This window comes from Kribbella sp. NPDC050281, assembly GCF_040655855.1.
In the GTDB taxonomy this organism is placed as follows: Bacteria; Actinomycetota; Actinomycetes; order Propionibacteriales; family Kribbellaceae; genus Kribbella.
In genome coordinates, this window is record NZ_JBFAKS010000010.1 from 168,127 (window position 1) to 187,326 (window position 19,200).

Annotated in this window: 20 protein-coding genes; 6 read left to right on the forward strand and 14 right to left on the reverse strand. The window is 68.2% G+C overall.

Annotated features, from left to right (window positions below; genetic code table 11):
• Nucleotides 1–55: 55 nt before the first annotated feature.
• Complete coding sequence (gene hisN, locus AB0I34_RS13700; protein ID WP_360444561.1) at nucleotides 56–835, forward strand: histidinol-phosphatase; 780 nt, start codon at nucleotides 56–58, stop codon at nucleotides 833–835.
• On the opposite strand, the gene AB0I34_RS13705 is transcribed toward hisN, so the two are convergent.
• Both AB0I34_RS13705 and AB0I34_RS13710 read right to left on the reverse strand, forming a co-directional pair.
• The gene (locus AB0I34_RS13705) at nucleotides 819–2,027 is read right to left on the reverse strand and encodes a DUF6596 domain-containing protein (protein WP_360444564.1); all 1,209 of its coding nucleotides are present in this window, start codon (nucleotides 2,025–2,027) and stop codon (nucleotides 819–821) included. The genes hisN and AB0I34_RS13705 overlap by 17 nt on opposite strands.
• Nucleotides 2,020–2,376 carry a YciI family protein gene (locus AB0I34_RS13710; RefSeq protein ID WP_360444567.1) on the reverse strand — a complete coding sequence of 119 codons (357 nt, stop codon included), beginning with the start codon at nucleotides 2,374–2,376 and terminating at the stop codon, nucleotides 2,020–2,022. The genes AB0I34_RS13705 and AB0I34_RS13710 overlap by 8 nt, the downstream gene beginning before the upstream one ends.
• Nucleotides 2,377–2,480: 104 nt before the next feature.
• Between AB0I34_RS13710 and AB0I34_RS13715 the strand changes: the two genes are divergently transcribed.
• From AB0I34_RS13715 to AB0I34_RS13725, 3 genes are read left to right on the forward strand one after another with little or no spacing between them, the layout of a single operon-like run.
• On the forward strand, nucleotides 2,481–3,767 hold the full coding sequence (locus tag AB0I34_RS13715; protein ID WP_360444570.1) for a pitrilysin family protein: 1,287 nt from the start codon (nucleotides 2,481–2,483) through the stop codon (nucleotides 3,765–3,767).
• Nucleotides 3,764–5,113: a pitrilysin family protein gene (locus AB0I34_RS13720; protein ID WP_360444573.1), complete on the forward strand. Its 1,350-nt coding sequence runs from the start codon at nucleotides 3,764–3,766 to the stop codon at nucleotides 5,111–5,113. The genes AB0I34_RS13715 and AB0I34_RS13720 overlap by 4 nt, the downstream gene beginning before the upstream one ends.
• Before the next feature lie 54 nt (nucleotides 5,114–5,167).
• Nucleotides 5,168–5,527, forward strand: a complete 360-nt coding sequence (locus AB0I34_RS13725; protein ID WP_360444576.1) for a DUF4190 domain-containing protein — start codon at nucleotides 5,168–5,170, stop codon at nucleotides 5,525–5,527.
• On the opposite strand, the gene AB0I34_RS13730 is transcribed toward AB0I34_RS13725, so the two are convergent.
• The 5 genes from AB0I34_RS13730 to AB0I34_RS13750 all read right to left on the reverse strand — a co-directional run bounded on the left by AB0I34_RS13730 (nucleotide 5,528) and on the right by AB0I34_RS13750 (nucleotide 9,035).
• Nucleotides 5,528–6,205 carry a hypothetical protein gene (locus AB0I34_RS13730; protein ID WP_360444579.1) on the reverse strand — a complete coding sequence of 226 codons (678 nt, stop codon included), beginning with the start codon at nucleotides 6,203–6,205 and terminating at the stop codon, nucleotides 5,528–5,530. It lies immediately after the preceding gene.
• A gap of 28 nt (nucleotides 6,206–6,233) precedes the next feature.
• On the reverse strand, nucleotides 6,234–6,923 hold the full coding sequence (locus AB0I34_RS13735; protein WP_360444582.1) for a septum formation family protein: 690 nt from the start codon (nucleotides 6,921–6,923) through the stop codon (nucleotides 6,234–6,236).
• Between the two features lie 25 nt (nucleotides 6,924–6,948).
• Nucleotides 6,949–7,860 (reverse strand): DUF4190 domain-containing protein, encoded by a 912-nt coding sequence (locus AB0I34_RS13740; RefSeq protein ID WP_360444585.1) that lies wholly within the window; start codon nucleotides 7,858–7,860, stop codon nucleotides 6,949–6,951.
• A gap of 39 nt (nucleotides 7,861–7,899) precedes the next feature.
• Nucleotides 7,900–8,325 carry a CBS domain-containing protein gene (locus AB0I34_RS13745; protein WP_131516222.1) on the reverse strand — a complete coding sequence of 142 codons (426 nt, stop codon included), beginning with the start codon at nucleotides 8,323–8,325 and terminating at the stop codon, nucleotides 7,900–7,902.
• A 131-nt stretch (nucleotides 8,326–8,456) separates the two neighbouring features.
• Nucleotides 8,457–9,035 carry a dihydrofolate reductase family protein gene (locus AB0I34_RS13750; RefSeq protein WP_360444588.1) on the reverse strand — a complete coding sequence of 193 codons (579 nt, stop codon included), beginning with the start codon at nucleotides 9,033–9,035 and terminating at the stop codon, nucleotides 8,457–8,459.
• Nucleotides 9,036–9,275: 240 nt separating this feature from the next.
• Between AB0I34_RS13750 and AB0I34_RS13755 the strand changes: the two genes are divergently transcribed.
• Nucleotides 9,276–10,190: a hypothetical protein gene (locus tag AB0I34_RS13755; RefSeq protein ID WP_360444591.1), complete on the forward strand. Its 915-nt coding sequence runs from the start codon at nucleotides 9,276–9,278 to the stop codon at nucleotides 10,188–10,190.
• Here AB0I34_RS13755 and AB0I34_RS13760 read toward each other — a convergent pair.
• Nucleotides 10,180–10,995: an aldo/keto reductase gene (locus tag AB0I34_RS13760; RefSeq protein WP_360444594.1), complete on the reverse strand. Its 816-nt coding sequence runs from the start codon at nucleotides 10,993–10,995 to the stop codon at nucleotides 10,180–10,182. The two genes, AB0I34_RS13755 and AB0I34_RS13760, sit on opposite strands and share 11 nt — an antisense overlap.
• A gap of 50 nt (nucleotides 10,996–11,045) precedes the next feature.
• Nucleotides 11,046–12,041 (reverse strand): aldo/keto reductase, encoded by a 996-nt coding sequence (locus AB0I34_RS13765; protein WP_360444597.1) that lies wholly within the window; start codon nucleotides 12,039–12,041, stop codon nucleotides 11,046–11,048.
• Between the two features lie 150 nt (nucleotides 12,042–12,191).
• Between AB0I34_RS13765 and AB0I34_RS13770 the strand changes: the two genes are divergently transcribed.
• A complete protein-coding gene (locus AB0I34_RS13770; RefSeq protein ID WP_360444600.1) occupies nucleotides 12,192–13,088 on the forward strand; it encodes a helix-turn-helix transcriptional regulator in 897 nt (298 codons plus the stop codon).
• 12 nt (nucleotides 13,089–13,100) lie between these two features.
• Here AB0I34_RS13770 and AB0I34_RS13775 read toward each other — a convergent pair whose 3' ends face one another.
• The 5 genes from AB0I34_RS13775 to AB0I34_RS13795 all read right to left on the reverse strand — a co-directional run bounded on the left by AB0I34_RS13775 (nucleotide 13,101) and on the right by AB0I34_RS13795 (nucleotide 19,122).
• Entirely contained in the window at nucleotides 13,101–14,609 is a 1,509-nt protein-coding gene (locus AB0I34_RS13775; RefSeq protein ID WP_360444603.1) for a carboxylesterase family protein, read from the reverse strand.
• A gap of 152 nt (nucleotides 14,610–14,761) precedes the next feature.
• Nucleotides 14,762–15,589 (reverse strand): carbohydrate ABC transporter permease, encoded by an 828-nt coding sequence (locus tag AB0I34_RS13780; protein ID WP_360444606.1) that lies wholly within the window; start codon nucleotides 15,587–15,589, stop codon nucleotides 14,762–14,764.
• Nucleotides 15,586–16,527 (reverse strand): sugar ABC transporter permease, encoded by a 942-nt coding sequence (locus AB0I34_RS13785; protein WP_360444609.1) that lies wholly within the window; start codon nucleotides 16,525–16,527, stop codon nucleotides 15,586–15,588. Before AB0I34_RS13785 ends, AB0I34_RS13780 begins: the two co-directional genes overlap by 4 nt.
• Before the next feature lie 27 nt (nucleotides 16,528–16,554).
• Nucleotides 16,555–17,943: an extracellular solute-binding protein gene (locus AB0I34_RS13790; protein WP_360444612.1), complete on the reverse strand. Its 1,389-nt coding sequence runs from the start codon at nucleotides 17,941–17,943 to the stop codon at nucleotides 16,555–16,557.
• Nucleotides 17,944–18,126: 183 nt separating this feature from the next.
• A complete protein-coding gene (locus AB0I34_RS13795) occupies nucleotides 18,127–19,122 on the reverse strand; it encodes a hypothetical protein (RefSeq protein WP_360444615.1) in 996 nt (331 codons plus the stop codon).
• Nucleotides 19,123–19,200 lie beyond the last annotated feature (78 nt).

A 19,200-nucleotide genomic window follows, 5' to 3' on the forward strand; every position in this document is an offset into this window, starting at 1 on the left:
GCAACGTTTGCGGTCACTCCGCCCGCTGAGCGGGGGAACGGGCTAGCCTTCCGGCATGCCCTCGCACACGGATGACCTGCGGCTCGCCCACATCCTGGCCGACGACGCGGACTCGACCACGATGGACCGCTACAAGGCGCTCGACCTGCACGTGGCCACCAAGCCGGATCTGTCGCCGGTGAGCGAGTCCGACAGCAAGGTCGAGGACGTGATGCGCAAGACGCTGGCCCGGGCCCGGCCGCGGGACGCGTTCGTGGGCGAGGAGGAAGGCACCACCGGCTGGGGCGTACGGCGCTGGGTCGTCGACCCGATCGACGGCACCAAGAACTACATCCGTGGCGTCCCGGTCTGGGCGACGCTGATCAGCCTGATGATCGAGGACCAGGTGGTCGTCGGAGTGGTGTCGGCCCCGGCGTTGGGCAAGCGCTGGTGGGCGTCGTACGGCGATGGCGCCTGGACCGGCCGCGCGCTGATGTCCGCGCAGCCGTGCCGGGTCAGCGACGTGAGCCGGATCGAGGACGCGTCGCTGTCGTACGCCTCGCTCAAGGGCTGGGAGAAGCTCGGCAAGAAGAACCAGTGGGCCGAGCTGATGGAGTCCTGCTGGCGCACCCGCGCGTACGGCGACTTCTGGTCGTACATGCTGGTCGCCGAAGGCGCCGTCGACATCGCCGCCGAGCCCGAGCTCAACCTGTACGACATGGCCGCACTGGCGATCATCGTCGACGAGGCCGGCGGCAAGTTCACCTCGGTCGACGGCACCCCCGGCCCGAACGGCGCGAACGCCATCGCCACCAACGGCCGCCTGCACGACGAGGTCCTCAAGCGCCTCGAGTGATGCGCCGTTGCAGGAACTCCGCCTCCACGGCGTTGCTGGTGAACGCCAGCGCCTCCTCGTACGCCGCTCGCGCCTCCTCCACCCGTCCGGTCCGCCACAACAGCTCCGCCCGCGTCGACGCCAGATAGGGGTACGTCGCCAAAGCCGGATCATCGGCCAGCTCCGCCAGGGCCGCCTCGGGGCCCGACACGTAGCTGAGCGCGACCACCCGGTTCAGCGCGACCACCGGAGACGGCCAGCGGGCCAGCAACACGTCGTACAACCCGAGGATCTCCATCCAGTCGGTGTCCTCCCAGCGCTCGGCCTCGGCATGGACGGCAGCGATCGCCGCCATCAGCCCGAACCGTCCGACCGACCGGCTCACCGCCTCCTGCACCAACGCCAGCCCCTCATCGATCAGCTCCCGGTCCCACAGCGCGCGATCCTGGTCCTCCATCAGCACCAACCGCCCGCCGTCGTCGACCCGCGCGGCCTGCCTGGCCTCCGTCAGCACAAGCAGCGCGAGCAGACCCGCCGCCTCCCCGCTGTCCGGCAGCAGCAATCGCATCATCCGAGCGAGATCGATCCCCCGCCGTGCCAGGTCCGGCCGCGTCAGCCCGTCCCCGTCCGCTGCCGTGTGGCCGGCCGTGTAGACCAGATGGACGACGTCCAGCACCGCGTCGATGCGCTCCGGCAAGTCCGGCCGCCGCGGGATGCGGTACGGGATTCCCGACCGCGAGATCTTGTGCTTGGCCCGGGTGATCCGGGCCTGCATCGTGGCTTCCTTCACCAGGAACGCCCTCGCGATCTCCGCCGACGACAACCCGCACACCAGCCGCAGCGTCAACGCGATCTGCGCCTCCTGAGCCAGCGCCGGGTGGCAGCAGGTGAACACGAGCCGCAACCGATCGTCCGGGAACACCCCGTTGGAGTCCTCGACCGGATCCGGCATCAGCAGCGGGAGCTTCCGCTGCGCGACGTCGGCCCGCCGCCGCAACTCGAGCGCGCGCCGCGTCGCGACGGTCGTCAGCCACGCCCCCGGCCGCCGCGGCACGCCCTGCTCGCGCCAATGCACCAACGCCTTGGCGTACGCGTCCTGCACGCAGTCCTCGGCCAGATCCAGATCGGCTGCGACGCGTGCGGTGGCAGCGAGGACGAAGGCCCACTCGCTCGAGTGGGCCTCCGCCACCGCCGCGGAGACCGAGTCAGCCACCGTTGATGATCGGGCGTACCTCGACGCCACCCATCGGGGACGGGACCTGCTTGGCGATCGCGAGCGCCTCGTCCAGGTCGGCCGCCTCGATGATGTAGTAGCCGCCCATCACCTCCTTGGTCTCCGCGAACGTCCCGTCGGTGACGACGTACCCGCCACTGCCGTCAGAACGGATCGACGTCGCCGTGGTGCTTCCGTCCAGCTGCCCACCGCCGCGCAGCGCCGGACCGTTGGCGTCCGCGAAGGCCTGGTGGTTCTTGTGGTTCTGCTCCGTCACCGACGGGTCCGCCGCGTCCCACTTGGCCTCGTCGTCGTAGATCATCACCAGGTACTTGCCCACTGATGTCACCTCTCTCATGGTCTGTCGATTCCAGCATTCACCACTCCGATGCGCGACCCCGGCGCGGATCGACACCACCGGCGGAGAATTTCCGGACCACGTAGGGTGGCGGCATGCCCTTGACCTACCCCATCGCGGAGCAGACGCTGGACAACGGCTTACGCGTCGTCGTCAGCTCGGACCGCGCCGTCCCGATCGTCGCGGTGAACCTCTGGTACGACGTCGGATCGCGCCACGAGCCGACCGGGCTGACCGGGTTCGCGCACCTGTTCGAGCACCTGATGTTCCAGGGATCGCGCAACGTCGCCTCCGGTCAGCACTTCAGCCTGCTGGAGAACGCCGGTGCCAGTCTGAACGCGAGCACGTTCTTCGACCGGACGAACTACTTCGAGTCACTGCCGAGCGGCGGTCTGGACCTCGCCCTGTGGCTCGAGGCGGACCGGATGGGCTACCTGCTCGACGCGGTCAACCAGGAGAACCTGGACAACCAGCGCGACGTGGTCAAGGAGGAGAAGCGGCAGAGCTACGACAACCGCCCGTACGGCGACTCGTACGAGCGGCTGGTCCGGCTCCTTTTCCCGGCGGACCACCCGTACGCGCACATGACGATCGGCTCGATGGCCGACCTGGACGCGGCGTCGGTGGAGGACGTGCACGCGTTCTTCCGCAAGTACTACGGCCCGAACAACGCGGTCCTGACCATCGTCGGCGACGTCTCGGTGGAGGACGCGTTCGACGCCGCCAAGCGGTACTTCGGTCACCTGCCGGCGATCCCGCAGCCGCCGGCCGCCCCGGACGGCACGATCGGGCCGCTCACCGAAGTCCACCGCGACGACGTCGTCTCCGACGTACCGTCCGACCTGATCACGATGATGTTCCGGCTGCCCATGGACGGGACGCCGGAGCTGGACGCGGCCGGGCTCGCGCTCGACGTCCTCGCCGCCGGGCAGAGCGGCCGGCTGAACCGGCGGCTCGTCCGCGACGAGCAGATCGCGCAGTCGGTCTCGGGCGGTGCGCTGCCGCTGATCGGCGGGGTGTCGTTCGGCACGCTGACCGGCATCGCCTCCGACGGCGTGGACCTGCAGAAGGTCGAGGACGCGCTGCTCGAGGAGGTCGAGAAGCTCGCCGAGAACGGCGTCACCGAGGATGAACTGGCGACCGTGCAGGCACAGGCGGAGCGGGACTGGCTGGAGCAGTTGTCCACCTGCGCCGGGCGGGCCGACGAGATCTCCCACCACGCGCTGCTGTTCGGCGATCCGAACCGGATCAACACCCGGATCGATCAAGTCCGCGCAGTGACCGTGGAGCAGGTGCAGGCGGCCGCGGCGCAGTGGATCCGCGCCGCCGGACGTGTGCAGGTCGCTTACCGCCGGTCGGAGAACGCAGGAGAGCAGGCATGAACCAGGTTCTGACCACCCCACCGGCCGTCGGTGCGCCGCGCCCGTGGACGTTCCCCGAGGCCACCACGACGACGACCAGCTCCGGCTCGCCGGTGCACGTCTTCGATCGCCCCGGCCAGTACGTCGCCACGGTCCGCGTGACGATCGCGATGCCGCTGATCGCCGAACCGCGGGAGCTCGAGGGCGTCGCCACGATCATGTCCCGCACCCTCGACGAGGGCACCGAACTGCATTCGGCCAACGAGTTCGCGGCCGCCCTGGAGCGGCACGGAGCGGCGTACGGCGTCGATGTCAGCTCGGACGCCTTGCACGTGGAGATCTCGGTCCCGGTGTCGCACCTGGCGCCGGCGGTGCAACTGCTCGCGGAGGCGGTCACCCGGCCCGCGTTCAACCAGGCCGACGTCGGCCGGCACGTGACGATCCGGCTCGGCGAGATCAACCAGGAGCGCGCGAACGCCGCCTACCGGGCCCGTGAGGCGTTCTCGGGCCATCTGTTCGACCCGTCGACGCGGCGGTCCCGGCCGACCGCGGGCACCCCGGACACGATCCGCCCGCTGACCAACACGCAGGTCGCCGACTTCTACCGGCGCAACATCGGTCCGGAGCGCGCGCAGATGCTGTTCGCGGGAGACGCCACCGGCGTCGACGTGGCCGGCATCATCGACGAGGCCTTCGGTGGCTGGACGTCGACCGCCAGTACCGCGCTGGATACGCCGGAGCCGCTGTACCTCGTCGGCAACCGGGTCGTGCTGGTCGACCGGCCCGGATCGGTCCAGAGCCAGCTGCTGATCGGCTGCGCCGGACCGGATCGTCGCGACCCCGCGTGGGGTGCGGCCGCGGTCGCGAACCACGTCGTCGGCGGCACGATCACCTCCCGGGTGGACACCGTGCTGCGCGAGGAGAAGGGCTACACCTACGGCACGCGGACCAGCTTCGCGGCGCCGCGCAAGGGCGGGACCTTCAGCCTCGGTGGCGCCGTCCGCACCGAGGTGACCGGTGCCGCGATCGGTGACGCGCTGCGGATCCTGCGGGAGGCCCGCGACGGTCTGACCGAGCAGGAGGTCCAGGAGGCGAAGGACAGTCTGATCCGGACCGCCCCGCTGCGGTACGAGCAGGCCGATTCCGTCGCCCAGCAGGTCGGCAGCAACATCGCGAACGGCGTACCGATCGACTTCGCCGACACCTACCTGACCCAGATCGCCGCCACCACCGCGGCTGAGGCCACCGAGGCGTACCGGCGGTATGTGGGAACCGACGGGCTACTGGTCGTCGTCGTAGGGGAAGCCAAGGAAGTTCGTCCCCAGCTCACCGGGCTGGACCTGGGTGAACTGATCGACGTGAGCTGAGGACGGCCGTTGCTCCTCTGCTCAGCGCCTGGCCCTGAGTAGAGGAGCACGATGATGTCGTTCGCCGAACGTCCCACCGACGCGACGGACCGCACGCACACCTTCTGGCCGGCGTACCCGGTCCAGCCTGGCTTCCCGGACCGGCCGGCGTACGGCATCCTGCAGGACCATTCGCAGGCCACCGTCTCGCTGGTCCTCGGCGCGATCGCGCTCTGCACCGGCTTCGTGTTCCTCTCGCCGGTGGCCTGGTGGCTCGGCAACCAGGCCCTTGCCGAGATCGACGCCTCCCCTGGCGTCTACAACAACCGCGGCATGGCCCAGGCCGGCCAGATCTGCGGCATGATCGGCACCGCCCTCCTGACCCTGGTCATCCTCTTCTTCGCGGCCATGCTCCTCATGCTCTTCGCGACCTGATCACTGCGGCACGACCAGGCACGTGACAGTCCGGTCGTCCTGTCGCCAAGCGTCCTCGCTCGGCCGGAGGACGTAGACGCGTGACGGCCGGCTGACCTGCTCCTTCGAGGCGACCCACCGATTCCAGCACCCCTGCTCCGCAGGTTTCCGCATCACCTCGTCGCCGAGCCACGGACCGTCCGGCACCGCGAACCGGGCGAACACCCTGCCGCCGTTGGGCTGATCGCACGGCTTGACCACCACGTCCCTGACCTCCCCCTGCGGCAGGTCCTCGACACAGTCGCCGACCTTGAGCTTGCTCCCCGGCCCAACCGGCTCACGCGCCGTGTGCGCGGCTGAGTCCGGATCGATCCGGTCCAGGAAATGATTGAGGATCCTCAGGTCGACAGAGATCCAGACGGCAGCGATCACGAACCCGGTGATCGCGATCCGCGCGCCCTGCTCGCCTCTCTTCTTCGCCTGGTCCATCGCCTTGATCCCGAGCGGGATGCTGACCGGGACAAGCCCCAGGACGGCGAGGACGAGCGACAGCACCGCCTTCCTGTTGGTCGGCCTGAGCCCCGCCAAGACCGGCGGCATGGTCGGGAACGGCTGTGGTGGGCCGGGTTCCGGTTGCGGGTTCCCGGCCGGCGGCCGGGCGCTGTATTCCGGGAACTTCGGCTCTCGCGGGTGATTCATGTTCTCCCCCCAGGAGTTTGTTGTGTTCCTACTTCGGTGTCAGCAAGCAGGTGACGCCGCGGTCACCGAGCCGCCAACTGTCCACGGTCGGCCCGAGGATGAAGATGTCCGACGGATCGGTCGCCTGCTCGTTCGACGCAGACCAACGCTCCGAGCAGCCGTCGTTCATCTTCTCGTCCACGGTCTCGCGTCCCGGCCAGCTGCCAGGCGGGAAGGTGAACACGGCGAACACCCTGCCGCCGTTAGGCTGGTCGCAGGGCTTCACGGTGACCTTCTTGACCGTGCCTTCCTCCAGGTTCGCCACGCAGTCGCCGACCTTGAGGTCCTGAGGTCGCGTGGTCTTGGCCGCCGTCACCTGCCCCGACGCCACATCCCGATCCGGCTCCGAGCTGTCCGGGTAGTTCTTGATGATCGACGCGAAGATGGCGATCCACAGGCCCGAGGCGACGAACCCGGTCACCACGAGGCGACCGCCTCGCTGGCCTCGCTTCCTGATCCGGTCGAGCGCGGCGATCCCCAGCGGGATGCTCACCGGGAACAGCCCGATCACGCCGCACACCAGCGCGAACACGGCCTGGATGCTCAGCGTCGGGTGCGGCACCTGCGCGACAGGCCGCATGTTCGGGAACGGCGGCGGCGGGCCGGGGTCCGGTTTCGGGTTCACGGCCGGCGGCCGGGCAGTGTATTCCGGGAACTTCGGGTCTCGCGGATAATTCATGTCTCCCCCCAGGAGCGTGTTGTTCCTACTTCGGTGTGAGCAGGCAGGTCGTGCCGCGGTCGCCCAGGCTCCAGCCGTCCTCGGTCGGGTGCAGGTAGAAGATGCTGGAATCCGCGGAAGCCTGCTGCTTCGACGCCTTCCAGCGGTCGGTGCAGCCCTTCTCGGCCGACGTCTGGACCGCGGTCAGTCCCGGCCAGTCCCCCGCCGGCAGGTCGAAGACAGCGAACACTTTGCCGCCGTTGGGCTGATTGCACGGGACGACCTTGATGTTCGCGACCTCGCCCTCGTTGATCTCGCTCACGCAGTCGCCGACGCGGAGCTTGTCCGGTCGGGTGTTCTGCGTCGTGGTGACCTGTCCGGAGGCGTCCCGATCCGGCTCACCGTCACCGAACACGGCGATCGCGACCACGATGCCGACCAGCCAGAGACCGGAGACCGCCAGCCCGGCGATGGCCAGGCCTTTGCCCTTCTGGCCCTTCTTCGGGATCTGGGTCAGCGCGACGATGCCGAGAACGATGCTGATCAGGATGCCGCCGAGCACCCCGAAGATCAGCGACAGGATCGCCGGCACACTCGTCTTCTGCGGCTGCCCCGGGTACGGCCCGGGACCGGGCATGCCGGGGTACGGCGCCTGCCCGCCGTACTGCGGTCCGGGGTATGGCTGCCCCGGATATGGCTGGCCCTGGTACTGCTGCCCCTGGTACGGCGGTTGTCCCGGATACCCGGGTTGCCCGGGACCGGCTTGGCCCGACCCCGGCTGCCCCGGCTGCCCCGGCTGCCCCGGCTGCCCCGGCTGCCCCGGCTGCTGCGGTGATCCGCCGTACGGGTTCTGCTGCGGTGATCCGCCGTACGGAGGTTGTTGCGGTGTGCCGCCGTACGGGGGCTGCCCGGAGGACGGCGTACCGGAGTCACCGTCCGTGGGATGTGTCGGATCCATGCACGGACTGTAGTCCCCCGCCAGGGGCTTCCGGGTCGATCAGCTGGAGATGTAGTTGGACAGCTGCTCCCGCTCGAACTCGAGCTCGCCGATCCGGGACTTCACCACGTCACCGATGCTGACCAGTCCGGACAAGGCCCCGTCGACCACGACCGGCACGTGCCGGATCCGGTGCTCGGTCATCAGCCGCATCAGGTTGTCGATCAGTTCGTCCGGCGTACAGGTGCGGACCTCGGCGGTCATGATCGCGCTGACCCGGACGTCGCCCGCCTCCGGGGTGCCGTTCCACAGCCGGACGATGTCGCGCTCGGAGACGATGCCGGCCACCGACGACCCGTCCGGGCTGACCACGACCGCGCCGATGTTGTGTTCGGCCAGCAGTGCGAGCAGTTCGGTGACAGTGGCTTCTGGGGAGATGGTGACGACCTGGTTGCCCTTGCCGCGCAGTACGTCGTTGATCTTCACGGAGCCTCCTGCAGATCGAAGGACCAATACACCAAGGTAGCGAAATCCACCCCGTTCCGGCAGCCCTCGCCTGTCACCCCCTGTGACAACGATGGACAACCAGTCACAGGATCTTGTGGCGTCGGACGGACTCAGGCATGCAAGGTGGGGCGGTAGGTGAGCTCCTGAGTGTTGCCGTCGAGCGTCCGGTGCTCGAGTAGCTCGAGATCGAAGTCGGCGGCACCCTCGAAGATCGGGTCCGCTCCGGTCTGACCGGCGACGACCGGGAAGATCGTCACCTGCACGCGGTCAACCAGGCCGGCGGCCATCAGCGCGCGGTTCAGCGACGGGCTGCCGTGCGAGCGCAGCGGTACGTCGGACTCCTCCTTGAGCCGGGCAATGATGTCGACGGCGTCGCCGTTCGCGACCGTCGCGTCCGGCCAGTCGAGCGGTCCTCGGAGCGTGCTCGACACCACCGTTGCCGGAAGGTGCCTCATCCGGGTGACCCACGGATCATGTACTTCGGACCCCTCGGTGCTCGAGGCCAGCATCTCGGCGAAGGCCCGGTAGGTGTTGGCCCCGAAGACCATCCGCTGTTCCTCGCCGTACAAGGCGAACCGGTGATCGAGCAACTCCGGGCCTTGCTTGCCCCAGTAACCACCCCAGTCGCCACTGTGGGCGCCAAAGCCGTCAAGACTGGAAAAGACGTCGAAGGTGTAAGTCGCGCTCATGATGCTCTCCTCGAGTACGGTGGCGCCCCTGATAGGCAGCCGCTCACCCCTCCTACGAACACCCCACTACCCATCCGACATCACCTCCCCCGAATTCCTGCATCCAGCTGACGAAGCGTGACCGGCGGTCGCACGTAAGGTTGGGGGGTGAGCTTCATCGTGCCGGGCCAGGGGAAGAGGAACGAAGAGGTAGCGCGCTCCGAGGCCGGTGCTCCGCCTTTTACTCCTGGGGCTACGGACTTGCCGGCGTTCGAGGAGCCGCCGGAGGTTGCGGTTGCCGGGTGGCCGGAGGAGCTGCAGCAGGTGGTGCAGGACGACTTCCGGCGTACGAGCGCGCTCGCCAGCTACCGCTGGAAGACCGCGGACACCGCGCTGCGGGACGTCGTACGCGGGCTGGACGACCTGCTCGACCTCGTCGCCGAACGGGTCCAGGCCGGAGAGCCGAAGCGGTCCCGGCGTCAGACCAAGAAGTCCACTCAGGGGACGGCCGCGGCCGCGTTGCTGGCAGAGCTGCCGTTCGCGGACGTGGCGGATCTGCTCGGCATCCCGGCCGACGAGATCGACGACATCCTCGAGCTCGCCACCCGCCGGTCGCGCGCGGATCGTCGTACGGCGCTGCGAGCCATCAAACAGCTCCGTGCGCAGCTGCAGCACATCGAGATCACCAAGGACCACTCGCGCCTCAGCCGGCTGTTCAGCTTCATCGTCAGACTCTTCCTGGTACTCGGCACCGCCGTCGGGTCGCAGTCGGTCTCCGAGTTGGTCGCCGGCGACCCGCAACTGGACGCGATGATTCAGACGGGGGTCGGCGCGCTGGTCGCGTTCGCGCTCGAACGCTCAACGGCAGCGCTCCGCGACGCGTGGCACGAACGCGAGCCCGCCACGGTCGCAGCCGAAGCCCACAAGGGCGTACTCAAGGCGCTCGCGGATGCGGCGCCGGCCGACGACAACGAGCGCACGGTCTGGGCCTTCCGGATCCTCGTGTGTTCGGCCCGCGCCTGGGTCGCGTGCTTCCAACTGGAATGGACCTTCACCGACAAACTCGAGTACTGGCGGGTGCTCGACGAGATCCCGGAAGCGATCCGCACCGACTCCGCCGACACCCTCCGGACCCTCCACCAACGCCTGGAGGCACTCACACCGCCTAAGCCGTGATCGCAAGGTCTTCTTCGTAGGCGGTCTGGAGGTCGTCGTCCCAAGGCTCGGACTCGGCAGCGAGCGAATCGAGGACGGTCTCGGGACGGGTTGCGCCCGAGAGCACCGACAGGACGGGAGACGACGCGAGGAGTGCCCGCAGTTGCAGGCGTTGCCGGGAGACGCCACGTGCGGCTGCCATCGCCGCCAGCCGTGGCGCAGTGGCCGACGAGCGGAGCGGCGAGTAGGCGAAGAACGGCACCTGGCCAGCTTCGCACCACGCGAGGACCTCGGCTGACTCGCGTCCCATCGCACTGTGCAGATTCTGTACGGCGTCAACCCGAGCGATCGCGGTCGCGCGTTCGAGATCGGCCACGGTGACGTTCGACAGACCGATCCGTGCCAGCTTGCCTTCGTCGCGAAGAGCCGCCAGGGCCGACATGCCCTCTTCGACAGGTTGTCCGGCGAGGTCGACTCTGTGCAAGTAGTACAGCTCGAGACGTTCGCCTCCGAACACCTGCAGACTCGTCTCCACATCCGACCGGATCCGGCCGGGGCTGATGTCCGCGTCCCACGTGGTCAGGCCCGTCCGCGAATGGCCGCCCTTCGTCCCGACGATCACCCCCGTACCGCGAGCCGCTTCCGCCGCAAGCTCCTCGCCGTACAACGGCGCATCGACCTGGGCGTACGCCCGCGCAGTGTCGAGAATCGCCGTACCCGCAGCGATTCCGGCCCGGATCATCGCCAGATCAGCAGCCCGATCCCGGGCCACCATCGACACCCCGGCAACCCCAAGCCCAACCCGCCCGACAAGCTCCACCACCATGCCTCCAACCAATCAAGTCGTCTGCCGAGAGCGACAGTACGACGGATCGGCTACAGGTTGGTCTGGGCCTCGAGTTCGTCCGGGTAGCGGCCACCCTCGATCTCGATCTGCGCCGACGCCTCGGTGAGCTGAGCCACCTCGTCGGTGGACAAGGTGACGTCGGCGGCGGCGATGTTCTCCTCCATCCGGTGCAGCTTGGTCGTGCCGGGAATCGGGACGATCCACGGCTCCTGGGCGAGCAGCCACGCGAGCGCGATCTGCGCCGGCGTGACCTCCTTCGCGGTCGCGACGGATCGCACCAGCTCGACCATGGCGATGTTGTGCCGCAGGGCGTCGGCGCCGAAGCGCGGAATGCGTGCCCGCAGGTCGTTGTCCTTGTCGAAGCTGCTCGACGTACTGAGAGTTCCGGTGAGGAATCCCTTGCCGAGTGGGCTGTAAGGCACGAACCCGATGCCGAGTTCTTCGCAGGTGGCCAGGACCTCCTGCTCAGGACGTCGCCACCACAGTGAGTACTCGCTCTGGATCGCTGTCACCGGCTGTACGGCGTGGGCGCGACGGATCGTGCCGGCCGCTGCCTCGGACATCCCGTACCGCTTGACCTTGCCGGCCTCGATCAGCTCCTTCACCGCCCCGGCGAACTCCTCGATCGGAACATCCGGGTTGACCCGATGCTGGTAGTAGAGGTCGATCGCGTCGACTCCGAGCCGCCGCAGCGAGCCCTCGACGACGCCGGCGAGTTGGTCGGGGCGCAGCATCCGGCCTCGCGGCTTGCGTTCCACCGGATCGATGTCGGTCGCGAACTTCGTAGCGATGGTCACGCGGTCCAGGTACGGCGCGAGCGCCTCGCCGACGAGCTCTTCGTTCGCGTGCGGGCCGTAGATCTCCGCGGTGTCGAAGAAGGTGACACCGCGATCCACGGCGGCGTGCAGCAGCCTGATCATCTCCGGCCGGTCGGGCCGGCCGCCGTAGCCACCGGTCATCGTCATACAACCGAGCCCAACGGCCGAGACCGTCAGGCCGCCAGTGCCAAGGGTGCGTTCGTGCATGGTCTGTTCTCCTGATGTGCTGGTGGCTGCCCGGGACCTTCGCCGTACGGCGTCCAGTCAACGCGGATCGATCGATGCGCGGGAGGTCGGGCTGAACCGGGTTCTGACAGAACCCCCCTCGCCTGCAACCGGGTTCGTACGCTGGAGGGCATGGGCACCGAGAACCGGAAGCAGGTGCGCGACTTCCTCGTCAGCCGGCGGGGAAAGGTCACCCCGGAGCAGGCTGGGCTGCAGCACTACGGGGGTAATCGGCGCGTGCCGGGCCTGCGTCGCGAGGAGGTCGCAATGCTGGCCGGACTCAGCGTCGACTACTACGTGCGGATCGAGAAGGGCAACATCTCCGGCGTCTCCGAGACCGTACTGCACGGCATCTCCGAGGCTCTTCAGCTCGACGAGGCCGAGCGCACGTACCTGTTCGATCTCGCCCGCGCCGCGAATGCGAGCAGCCGAACTCCTCGCCGGGAACCCGCACGGCGAGTCCGGCCCGCCGTTCAGCGGATCGTCGACGGCATGGCGGCCACACCCGCGCTCGTCCGCAACGGCCGCCTCGACATCCTCGCCGCCAACGCGCTCGGCCGGGCTCTGTTCGCACCGATCTTCGACAGCGCTGTCAGCGCCCCGGGCCGAGCACCGAACTTCGCCCGATTCGGCTTCCTCGACCCCAACGCCCGCGATTTCTACCCCGACTGGGCTCTGTCCGCCAACACCAACGTCGCCATCCTGCGCACCGAGGCCGGCCGCGATCCGTACAACCAGGACCTCACCGAGTTGATCGGCGAGCTCAGCACCCGCAGCGACGACTTCCGCACCCGCTGGGCCGACCAGAACGTCCGCCTGCACCGCACCGGTACCAAGACCTTCCGCCACCCCGTCGTCGGCGAACTCACCCTGGACTTCGAAGCCCTGGAACTGTCCGCCGACGCCGGCCTCACCCTCACCGTCTACACCCCCGAACCAGCCTCACCATCCGCCGACGCCCTCAACCTCCTCGGCAGCTGGATCTCGAGCGCTACCGCAAGGGAGCAACCGACTTCCGGTACTGCGTGAAGCCTTCGATCGTTACCGATCGATCAGTGGGAGGGCTGGGAAGGTGTAGTGCTGCCAGAGGAGGCGGGAGGTTTCCTCTGGGTAGGTGGTGACGGTGCATTGGGTGTCGAGGAGTTGGACGAGGCGCTGGTCGTCGTACGTCGGCCAGCCGGCGTCGCCGTCGGTGGCGAAGGACGTCCAGGCGGCGCGGATGCGTGCGGACAGTGCCTCCGCCTCCGCGGAGGGGGGATCGCCGATCAGTAAGGCGGGCTGGCCGCTGCTCAGGTTGCCGAAGACGAGGGGTACGTCGAGGCCGTGGCAGGCACCGAGTCCGCCGCCCAAGCCAGGGGCGGGCCAGGTCAGCTCGTAGAGGTGGGTGCGTCCGCCCGAGGCGGCGTGCGCCTGGGCGAGATGGAGCGTCGGCATGCGGAACAGCCAGTCGGAGTTGACCAATTCATAGAGCTCCTCCGGGCCGGCGGCCGGGAACGCCTCGCGGTAGCTGCGGGCGCCGTCCGGGGCGAGGGTGTGCAACGCGGTCTCGGCCTGTTCCTCGGTCACCTGGCCCAGCACGCCCTCGATCAGGCTGAACAGCCGGTGCTCGTCACGGACATGCCCGATCAGCAGGTCGACGTCCCGGCCGGCACCGTCGGCCAAAGCCTCCCACGGCGTCGCCGGGAGTACGTCGCCGTCGACAACGGGAGCGTACGGGATCCGCCGGTAGGTGATCGGGCCCCAACGGTCCTTCCACTCATCCATCTTCGCGAACACGGCGTCGCCCGCGGCGGACAACAGAGACGGCTCCACGGCGGACAGATCGGCCATCGTTGGCCGCACGCCCAATTCGGCAGCGCAGGCGGCGGCGATGTCGGCGGCAAGTTCCTGCGAGAAGAACGTCCCCGGCACGCTCTGTGCGACGGCCCGACGGAACAGCCCGGCCGCCCGTGGCATGGCCAGCAGTGCGGCGACCGATCCGCCACCCGCCGACTGGCCGAAGACCGTCACCCGATCCGGGTCACCGCCGAAGCCCCGGATGTTGTCGCGCACCCACTCCAGCGCGGCAACCTGGTCGAGCAGGCCCCGGTTAGCCGGGGCGCCGTCGATCTGCACGAACCCCTCCACGCCCAGCCGATAGTTGAGCGTCACCACGACCACACCGCCAGCAGCCAGCCGACCACCATCGAACTCCGGAAGACTGGATGTCCCAACCGCATACCCGCCGCCAGGAATCCACACCAGCACAGGCAAACCGGCCCCCGGCGCCGGATCGGGCGACCAGACGTTCACCGAAAGCCAGTCGTCGCCCGCACCCTCGTCCGTGCGCGCACCCGTCGCAAGCACGCCGGCCTGCGGAGGCGGCGGCCCGTACGAATCCGCCGCCCGCACCCCCGTCCAACCACCCACAGCCCGCGGCGCCGCAAACCGCAGCGCACCAACCGGCGGCTCGGCATACGGCACACCCCGAAACACCGCCACCCCCGCCGCCCACCCCCCACGCAACACCCCAGCCACCGCACGAACCTCAGGCTCCGCGCCGACGGTCATGACCGTCCCCCCTCCACGAATCGGGCGAGAGCAACCAACGCCCCGACCCGCGGATAGTCCCACCGAGTAGCCCCATCAGCCAGCGATTTACAGCCGCAGGCAGCCGAAAGGCCAGCCGCCGCGGAGCGGTGTCCTTTCGCGAGCGGTGTCCGTCAGCCCTTGATGGCTCCGCCGAGGGCGAAGGCGCCGCCTAGTTTCTTGCTGAGGAGGAGGTACAGCAGGAGGACCGGCATCGTGTAGATCAGCGAGTACGCCGCCAGTTGCCCGTAGTTCGGCTCGCCGTACTGCCCGAAGAACGTGAAGATGCTGACCGAGGCAGGCAAGCGTTCGGGCGACAGCAACAACATGAACGGGACGAAGAAGTTCCCCCACATGCCGATGAAGGTGAAGATCAGCACCACCGCGATCCCGGGCCACATCAGCGGCAGCACGATCCGTGCGAGCGCCTGCATGTTGCCGGCACCGTCCACCCAGGCCGCTTCCTCGAGCGAGATCGGTACGCCGTCCATGAACGTCTTGGTCAGCCAGATCGCGAACGGCAGCGAGGCGGTCGCCATGAACATGATCGTGCCGCCGAGCGTGTCCACCAGGTTCAGCTGCACGAACAGGCCGTAGACCGGCACCATGACGGCGGTGATCGGCAGCCCGGTGCAGAACAGGACGGTCAGCAGGAACGGCCGGTTGAACTTCGACTTGAAGCGGGACAGCGGGTACGCCGCCAGGACCGCGCAGATCATCGTCAGCAGGGCCGCACCACCACACAGCACGATGCCGTTGAGCACCGGCCGGTACGTCGTGTCGGTGTTCAGCACCGCCTTGAAGTTGCCGAGCGTCGGATGCGTCGGGAACTCGACCCGCAGACCCGCGGTCCGGTTGATCGACGCGAACAGCACCCACAGCAACGGCAGCACGAACAGCACGCCGATCGCCAGCAACACCAGGTTGCCGGCCACCTTGCTGATCCGGTCGCGGGCTATCACGCTGCCTCCGAGTTGAGTCCACGCAGGTAGATCAGCGAGAAGACCGCGCCGATCGCCAGCATCACCAGGGCGATCGCCGTGCCGTAGCCGATCTGGGAGAAGCTGAACGCCTGCTCGTACATGTACAGCGGCAACGTCTGGCTCTTCGTGCCCGGGCCGCCGCGGGTCATCGCGTAGATCAGGCCGAAGACGCTCAGCGTCTGCAGCGTGATCAGCATCAGGTTGGTCATGACCGCCCGGCTGATCATCGGCAGCGTCACGAACAGCAGCCGCCGCCAGCCGGAGGCGCCGTCCATCTCGGCCGACTCCTCGATCTCCTTGGGTACTTCGCTCAACGCGGCGGAGTACACGAGCATCGAGAACGCCGTACCACGCCAGATGTTGGCCAGCGACACCGCGATGATCGGTGCCGCGTACAACCAGTCCTGGCCGGGCAGGCCGACCGCGTGCAGCATCACGTTCAGCGTGCCCTCGTCGTTGAAGAACGCGCTGAGCAGGTACGCCGCCACCACCTCGGGCAGCACCCACGCACCGATGACCGCGGTCCCGACGAAGTTGCGGACCACCTTCGTGGACCGGCGCATCAGCAGCGACAGGCCGAGCCCGAGAGTGTTCTGGCCGATGATCGCGGAGATCAGCGTGAACACCAGGGTCAGCCAGATCGCGTTGGTGAACGCGCCGCTGCCGAAGGCCTTACGGAAGTTGTCCAGGCCAACGAACTTCACGTTCGCCGCACCTGTGCCGGTCAAAGCCATGTTGGTGAACGCGGCGTACAGGCAGTAGATGATCGGGCCGGCCAGGAAGACCAGCATCAACCCGATCGCCGGGCTCAACGGCAACATCCGGAACAGCTTCGCGGCCTTCGGCCGCCCGCTCTTCCCGGCGGACTTGCCGGGAGGAGCGGATGCGGCCGAAGTGGGAGCGACAGTCGTCGTCACAGGGGGAATTCCTTCGCCGGGCCGGACTTACTGGCCCTGAGTGGTCTTGTCCTTGCCGACGATGCCTTCGACCGCTTCGTCGTACGTCTTCGCGGCATCATCCGGCGAGGACTGGCCGGTCATCACCGCCTCCATCGCGGTGATGATCTCGTTGGAGACCTTCGGGTACTCGGCGTACGCCGGCCGGTACACGGTGACGGAGACCAGATCGGTGAAGAACTGGGTGCTCTTCGAGGAGCTCTTGTACCCGGCGTCGCTGGCGACGTCCTTGCGGACCGCGATCTGCGCACCGTCGGTGGCGTACTTGGCCGCGTTCTTCTGGGTCTGCAGGGTCTTGATCAGGTTCCAGGCCGCGTCGGGGTTCTTCGACTTGGCCGGGATCGCCCAGGTCCAGCCACCGGAGAGGCTGACCTTGCCCTTGCCGCTGCCGTCCTGGGTCGGCATCGCGGTCTGCCCGAGCACGTCGGTCCACTGCGGCCACGGCTTCGCACCGGTCTTCTGCCAGTTGCCGTAGATCCAGGAGCCGTCCAGCGCGATCGCGAGCTTGCCGCCCGGAAGCAGCTCGGTGCCGACCTTGCTGCCCATGTTCGGGTCGAGCGCCTGCTTCGGCGACGGGCCGAGGCCCTCGGAGTAGACGGTCTTGACGAAGTTCAGCGAGTCCTTGAAGCCCTGACTGCCGACGACCCACTTCTGCTGGTCGTTGTTGTACAGCGTGTCCTTGGTGCCGTACAGCAGCATCTCGAAGCCCTGCATGGCCGAGGCTTCACCCATCGGCTTGCCGGAGTACACGTTCATCGGGATGACGCCGGGGACCTTCTGCTTGATGGTCCGAGCGGCGGACAGTACGTCGTCCCAGCTCTTCGGCTGCCAGTCGGCGGGGAGCCCGGCCTTCGCGAAGAGCTGCTTGTTGTACCACAGTGCGCGAGTGTCGGTGCCGTCCGGGATCCCGTACGTCTTGCCGTCCAGCGCCTTCGCCGCGCCCTTGGCGGTGTCCTCGAACTGGCCCCACTGGTCCCAGTTCTTGATGTAGTCGTCGAGCGGCCGCAGGTAGCCCGCGGTGATGTCGGAGTTGATCAGGAACGTGTCTTCGTACACCACGTCCGGGGCGGTGTTCGGCGACCGCATCATCAGCTGGAGCTTGGTGTAGTAGTCGTTCTCACTGGCGACGATCGGCAGGATCTCGACCTTCGACCCGGGGTTGGCCGCCTCGTACTCGGTCTTCACGCCGGTCAGGAAGTTCTTCATCACGACGCCCGGGCCCCATTGCTGGTAGGCGATCTTGATGTTCGCCGGGCCGGCGCTCTGCGAGCTGCCCGCCTCCGGCTGCTTGGTCGTCGAACCCTGGCTGCAGGCCGAGACCGCCAGCAGCAGCAACGCGCTCATGGCGGCCGCTGCCTTGAAACGTTTCCTTGTCATCACGTCCACCTTCGGGCAATCGTTGTCATCCCGGTACCCCGACCGAAACCCAGCGGTCATTGTCGCGACGGTAGGAGGCCCGGGGCTGGGAAGTCAATGCTTGACAGACAACGTTGTCGCCGCCGGTACGCCTCGACGCGGCCACCGGAGCGTAACAATCCGATCACCGCGCCGGAACTTTGTTCAGACAGTAACGGGCTTCGCCTCGTGGCGGGCGTGTACGACGCGCTGCGATCTCATTGCACCGAGTGAACACAGCAGCAGCCCGGCGACCAGCCAGCAGCCCAGGACGAGCAGCGGACGCCCGACTCCCGCGCCGTCGAAGAAGCTCACCGAACGTAGGGCCGTACCCGCGGCACCTGGCGGCAACAGCTGGCCCAGCGCACCCCAACCGCTCGGCAGCATCTCTGGTGCACTCGTCAGACCTGACAGCGGGTTGCCGAGCAACATCATCACTGCGGCTCCGAGCGCGAGCCCCGCCGTACCGAGCAGCCACTCCAGACCGAGCAGCGTCAGGCTCACGGCCGCGATCGACAACGCGATCACGCCGGAGTTGGCCAGATAGCTGCCCTCGAACGAGCCGAGCCAGTACTGCAGTACGGCGGCCAGCGCGAGACCGCCCGTGATCGAGAACACGATGGCACCGACCATCCGCCGCGGACCCGACCGCACCAACTGAGTCAGCGCGCCGGCGGCGATGATCCCACCGAGCACGAGCGGCAACGCACCCGCGGCCAGACCGGCACCCCGCGGATCGTCCTTCGGTAGTGGTACGACGTCGGTGAGCTTGGGCGGGTTGTCCGGCGACAACCGGCTCGACATCTGCGTCAGGATCTGCGCGACCGCGGGAGCGCCGGCCGACGCGGTCAGCATCTCGGGCTGCTGCGGGTCGAGCACGATCGCGCCGTACACGTCCCGATCCTGGATCTTCTGCACCGCGGTGGCCCGATCCGGTACGGCGGTGACCTGGAAACCACCGGGCATCGCCTGCTCGAGACTGTTCTCGACCTGGGCGACGGCCGGCGCGGGGCCGGCCACGGCGAGCGGGACGTTGCGCGGTTCGGACCGTGCGGCCGGCCAGGCGAATGCGATCAGCAGGACAGTGAGCAGTGCGGTCAGCATGAGTACGACCGCGACCACAGGCGGCCGACGGCGGTCGCCCTGCACCTCAGCGGACATGACGAGGACTCCTTCGTTAAAACCGAATGATCGTTCTTTATTGATTCGAGCCTGGAACATCGAGGGGCAGCTTGTCAA

What these genes read in the sequence shown, in the direction of transcription:
- hisN (WP_360444561.1), top strand. Translation starts at nt 56, where the DNA reads ATGCCCTCGCACACGGATGACCTGCGGCTCGCCCACATCCTGGCCGAC.
- AB0I34_RS13715 (WP_360444570.1), top strand. Translation starts at nt 2,481, where the DNA reads ATGCCCTTGACCTACCCCATCGCGGAGCAGACGCTGGACAACGGCTTA.
- AB0I34_RS13720 (WP_360444573.1), top strand. Translation starts at nt 3,764, where the DNA reads ATGAACCAGGTTCTGACCACCCCACCGGCCGTCGGTGCGCCGCGCCCG.
- AB0I34_RS13725 (WP_360444576.1), top strand. Translation starts at nt 5,168, where the DNA reads ATGTCGTTCGCCGAACGTCCCACCGACGCGACGGACCGCACGCACACC.
- AB0I34_RS13730 (WP_360444579.1), bottom strand. Translation starts at nt 6,205, where the DNA reads ATGAATCACCCGCGAGAGCCGAAGTTCCCGGAATACAGCGCCCGGCCG.
- AB0I34_RS13735 (WP_360444582.1), bottom strand. Translation starts at nt 6,923, where the DNA reads ATGAATTATCCGCGAGACCCGAAGTTCCCGGAATACACTGCCCGGCCG.
- AB0I34_RS13740 (WP_360444585.1), bottom strand. Translation starts at nt 7,860, where the DNA reads ATGGATCCGACACATCCCACGGACGGTGACTCCGGTACGCCGTCCTCC.
- AB0I34_RS13750 (WP_360444588.1), bottom strand. Translation starts at nt 9,035, where the DNA reads ATGAGCGCGACTTACACCTTCGACGTCTTTTCCAGTCTTGACGGCTTT.
- AB0I34_RS13760 (WP_360444594.1), bottom strand. Translation starts at nt 10,995, where the DNA reads ATGGTGGTGGAGCTTGTCGGGCGGGTTGGGCTTGGGGTTGCCGGGGTG.
- AB0I34_RS13765 (WP_360444597.1), bottom strand. Translation starts at nt 12,041, where the DNA reads ATGCACGAACGCACCCTTGGCACTGGCGGCCTGACGGTCTCGGCCGTT.
- AB0I34_RS13770 (WP_360444600.1), top strand. Translation starts at nt 12,192, where the DNA reads ATGGGCACCGAGAACCGGAAGCAGGTGCGCGACTTCCTCGTCAGCCGG.
- AB0I34_RS13775 (WP_360444603.1), bottom strand. Translation starts at nt 14,609, where the DNA reads ATGACCGTCGGCGCGGAGCCTGAGGTTCGTGCGGTGGCTGGGGTGTTG.
- AB0I34_RS13790 (WP_360444612.1), bottom strand. Translation starts at nt 17,943, where the DNA reads ATGACAAGGAAACGTTTCAAGGCAGCGGCCGCCATGAGCGCGTTGCTG.
- AB0I34_RS13795 (WP_360444615.1), bottom strand. Translation starts at nt 19,122, where the DNA reads ATGTCCGCTGAGGTGCAGGGCGACCGCCGTCGGCCGCCTGTGGTCGCG.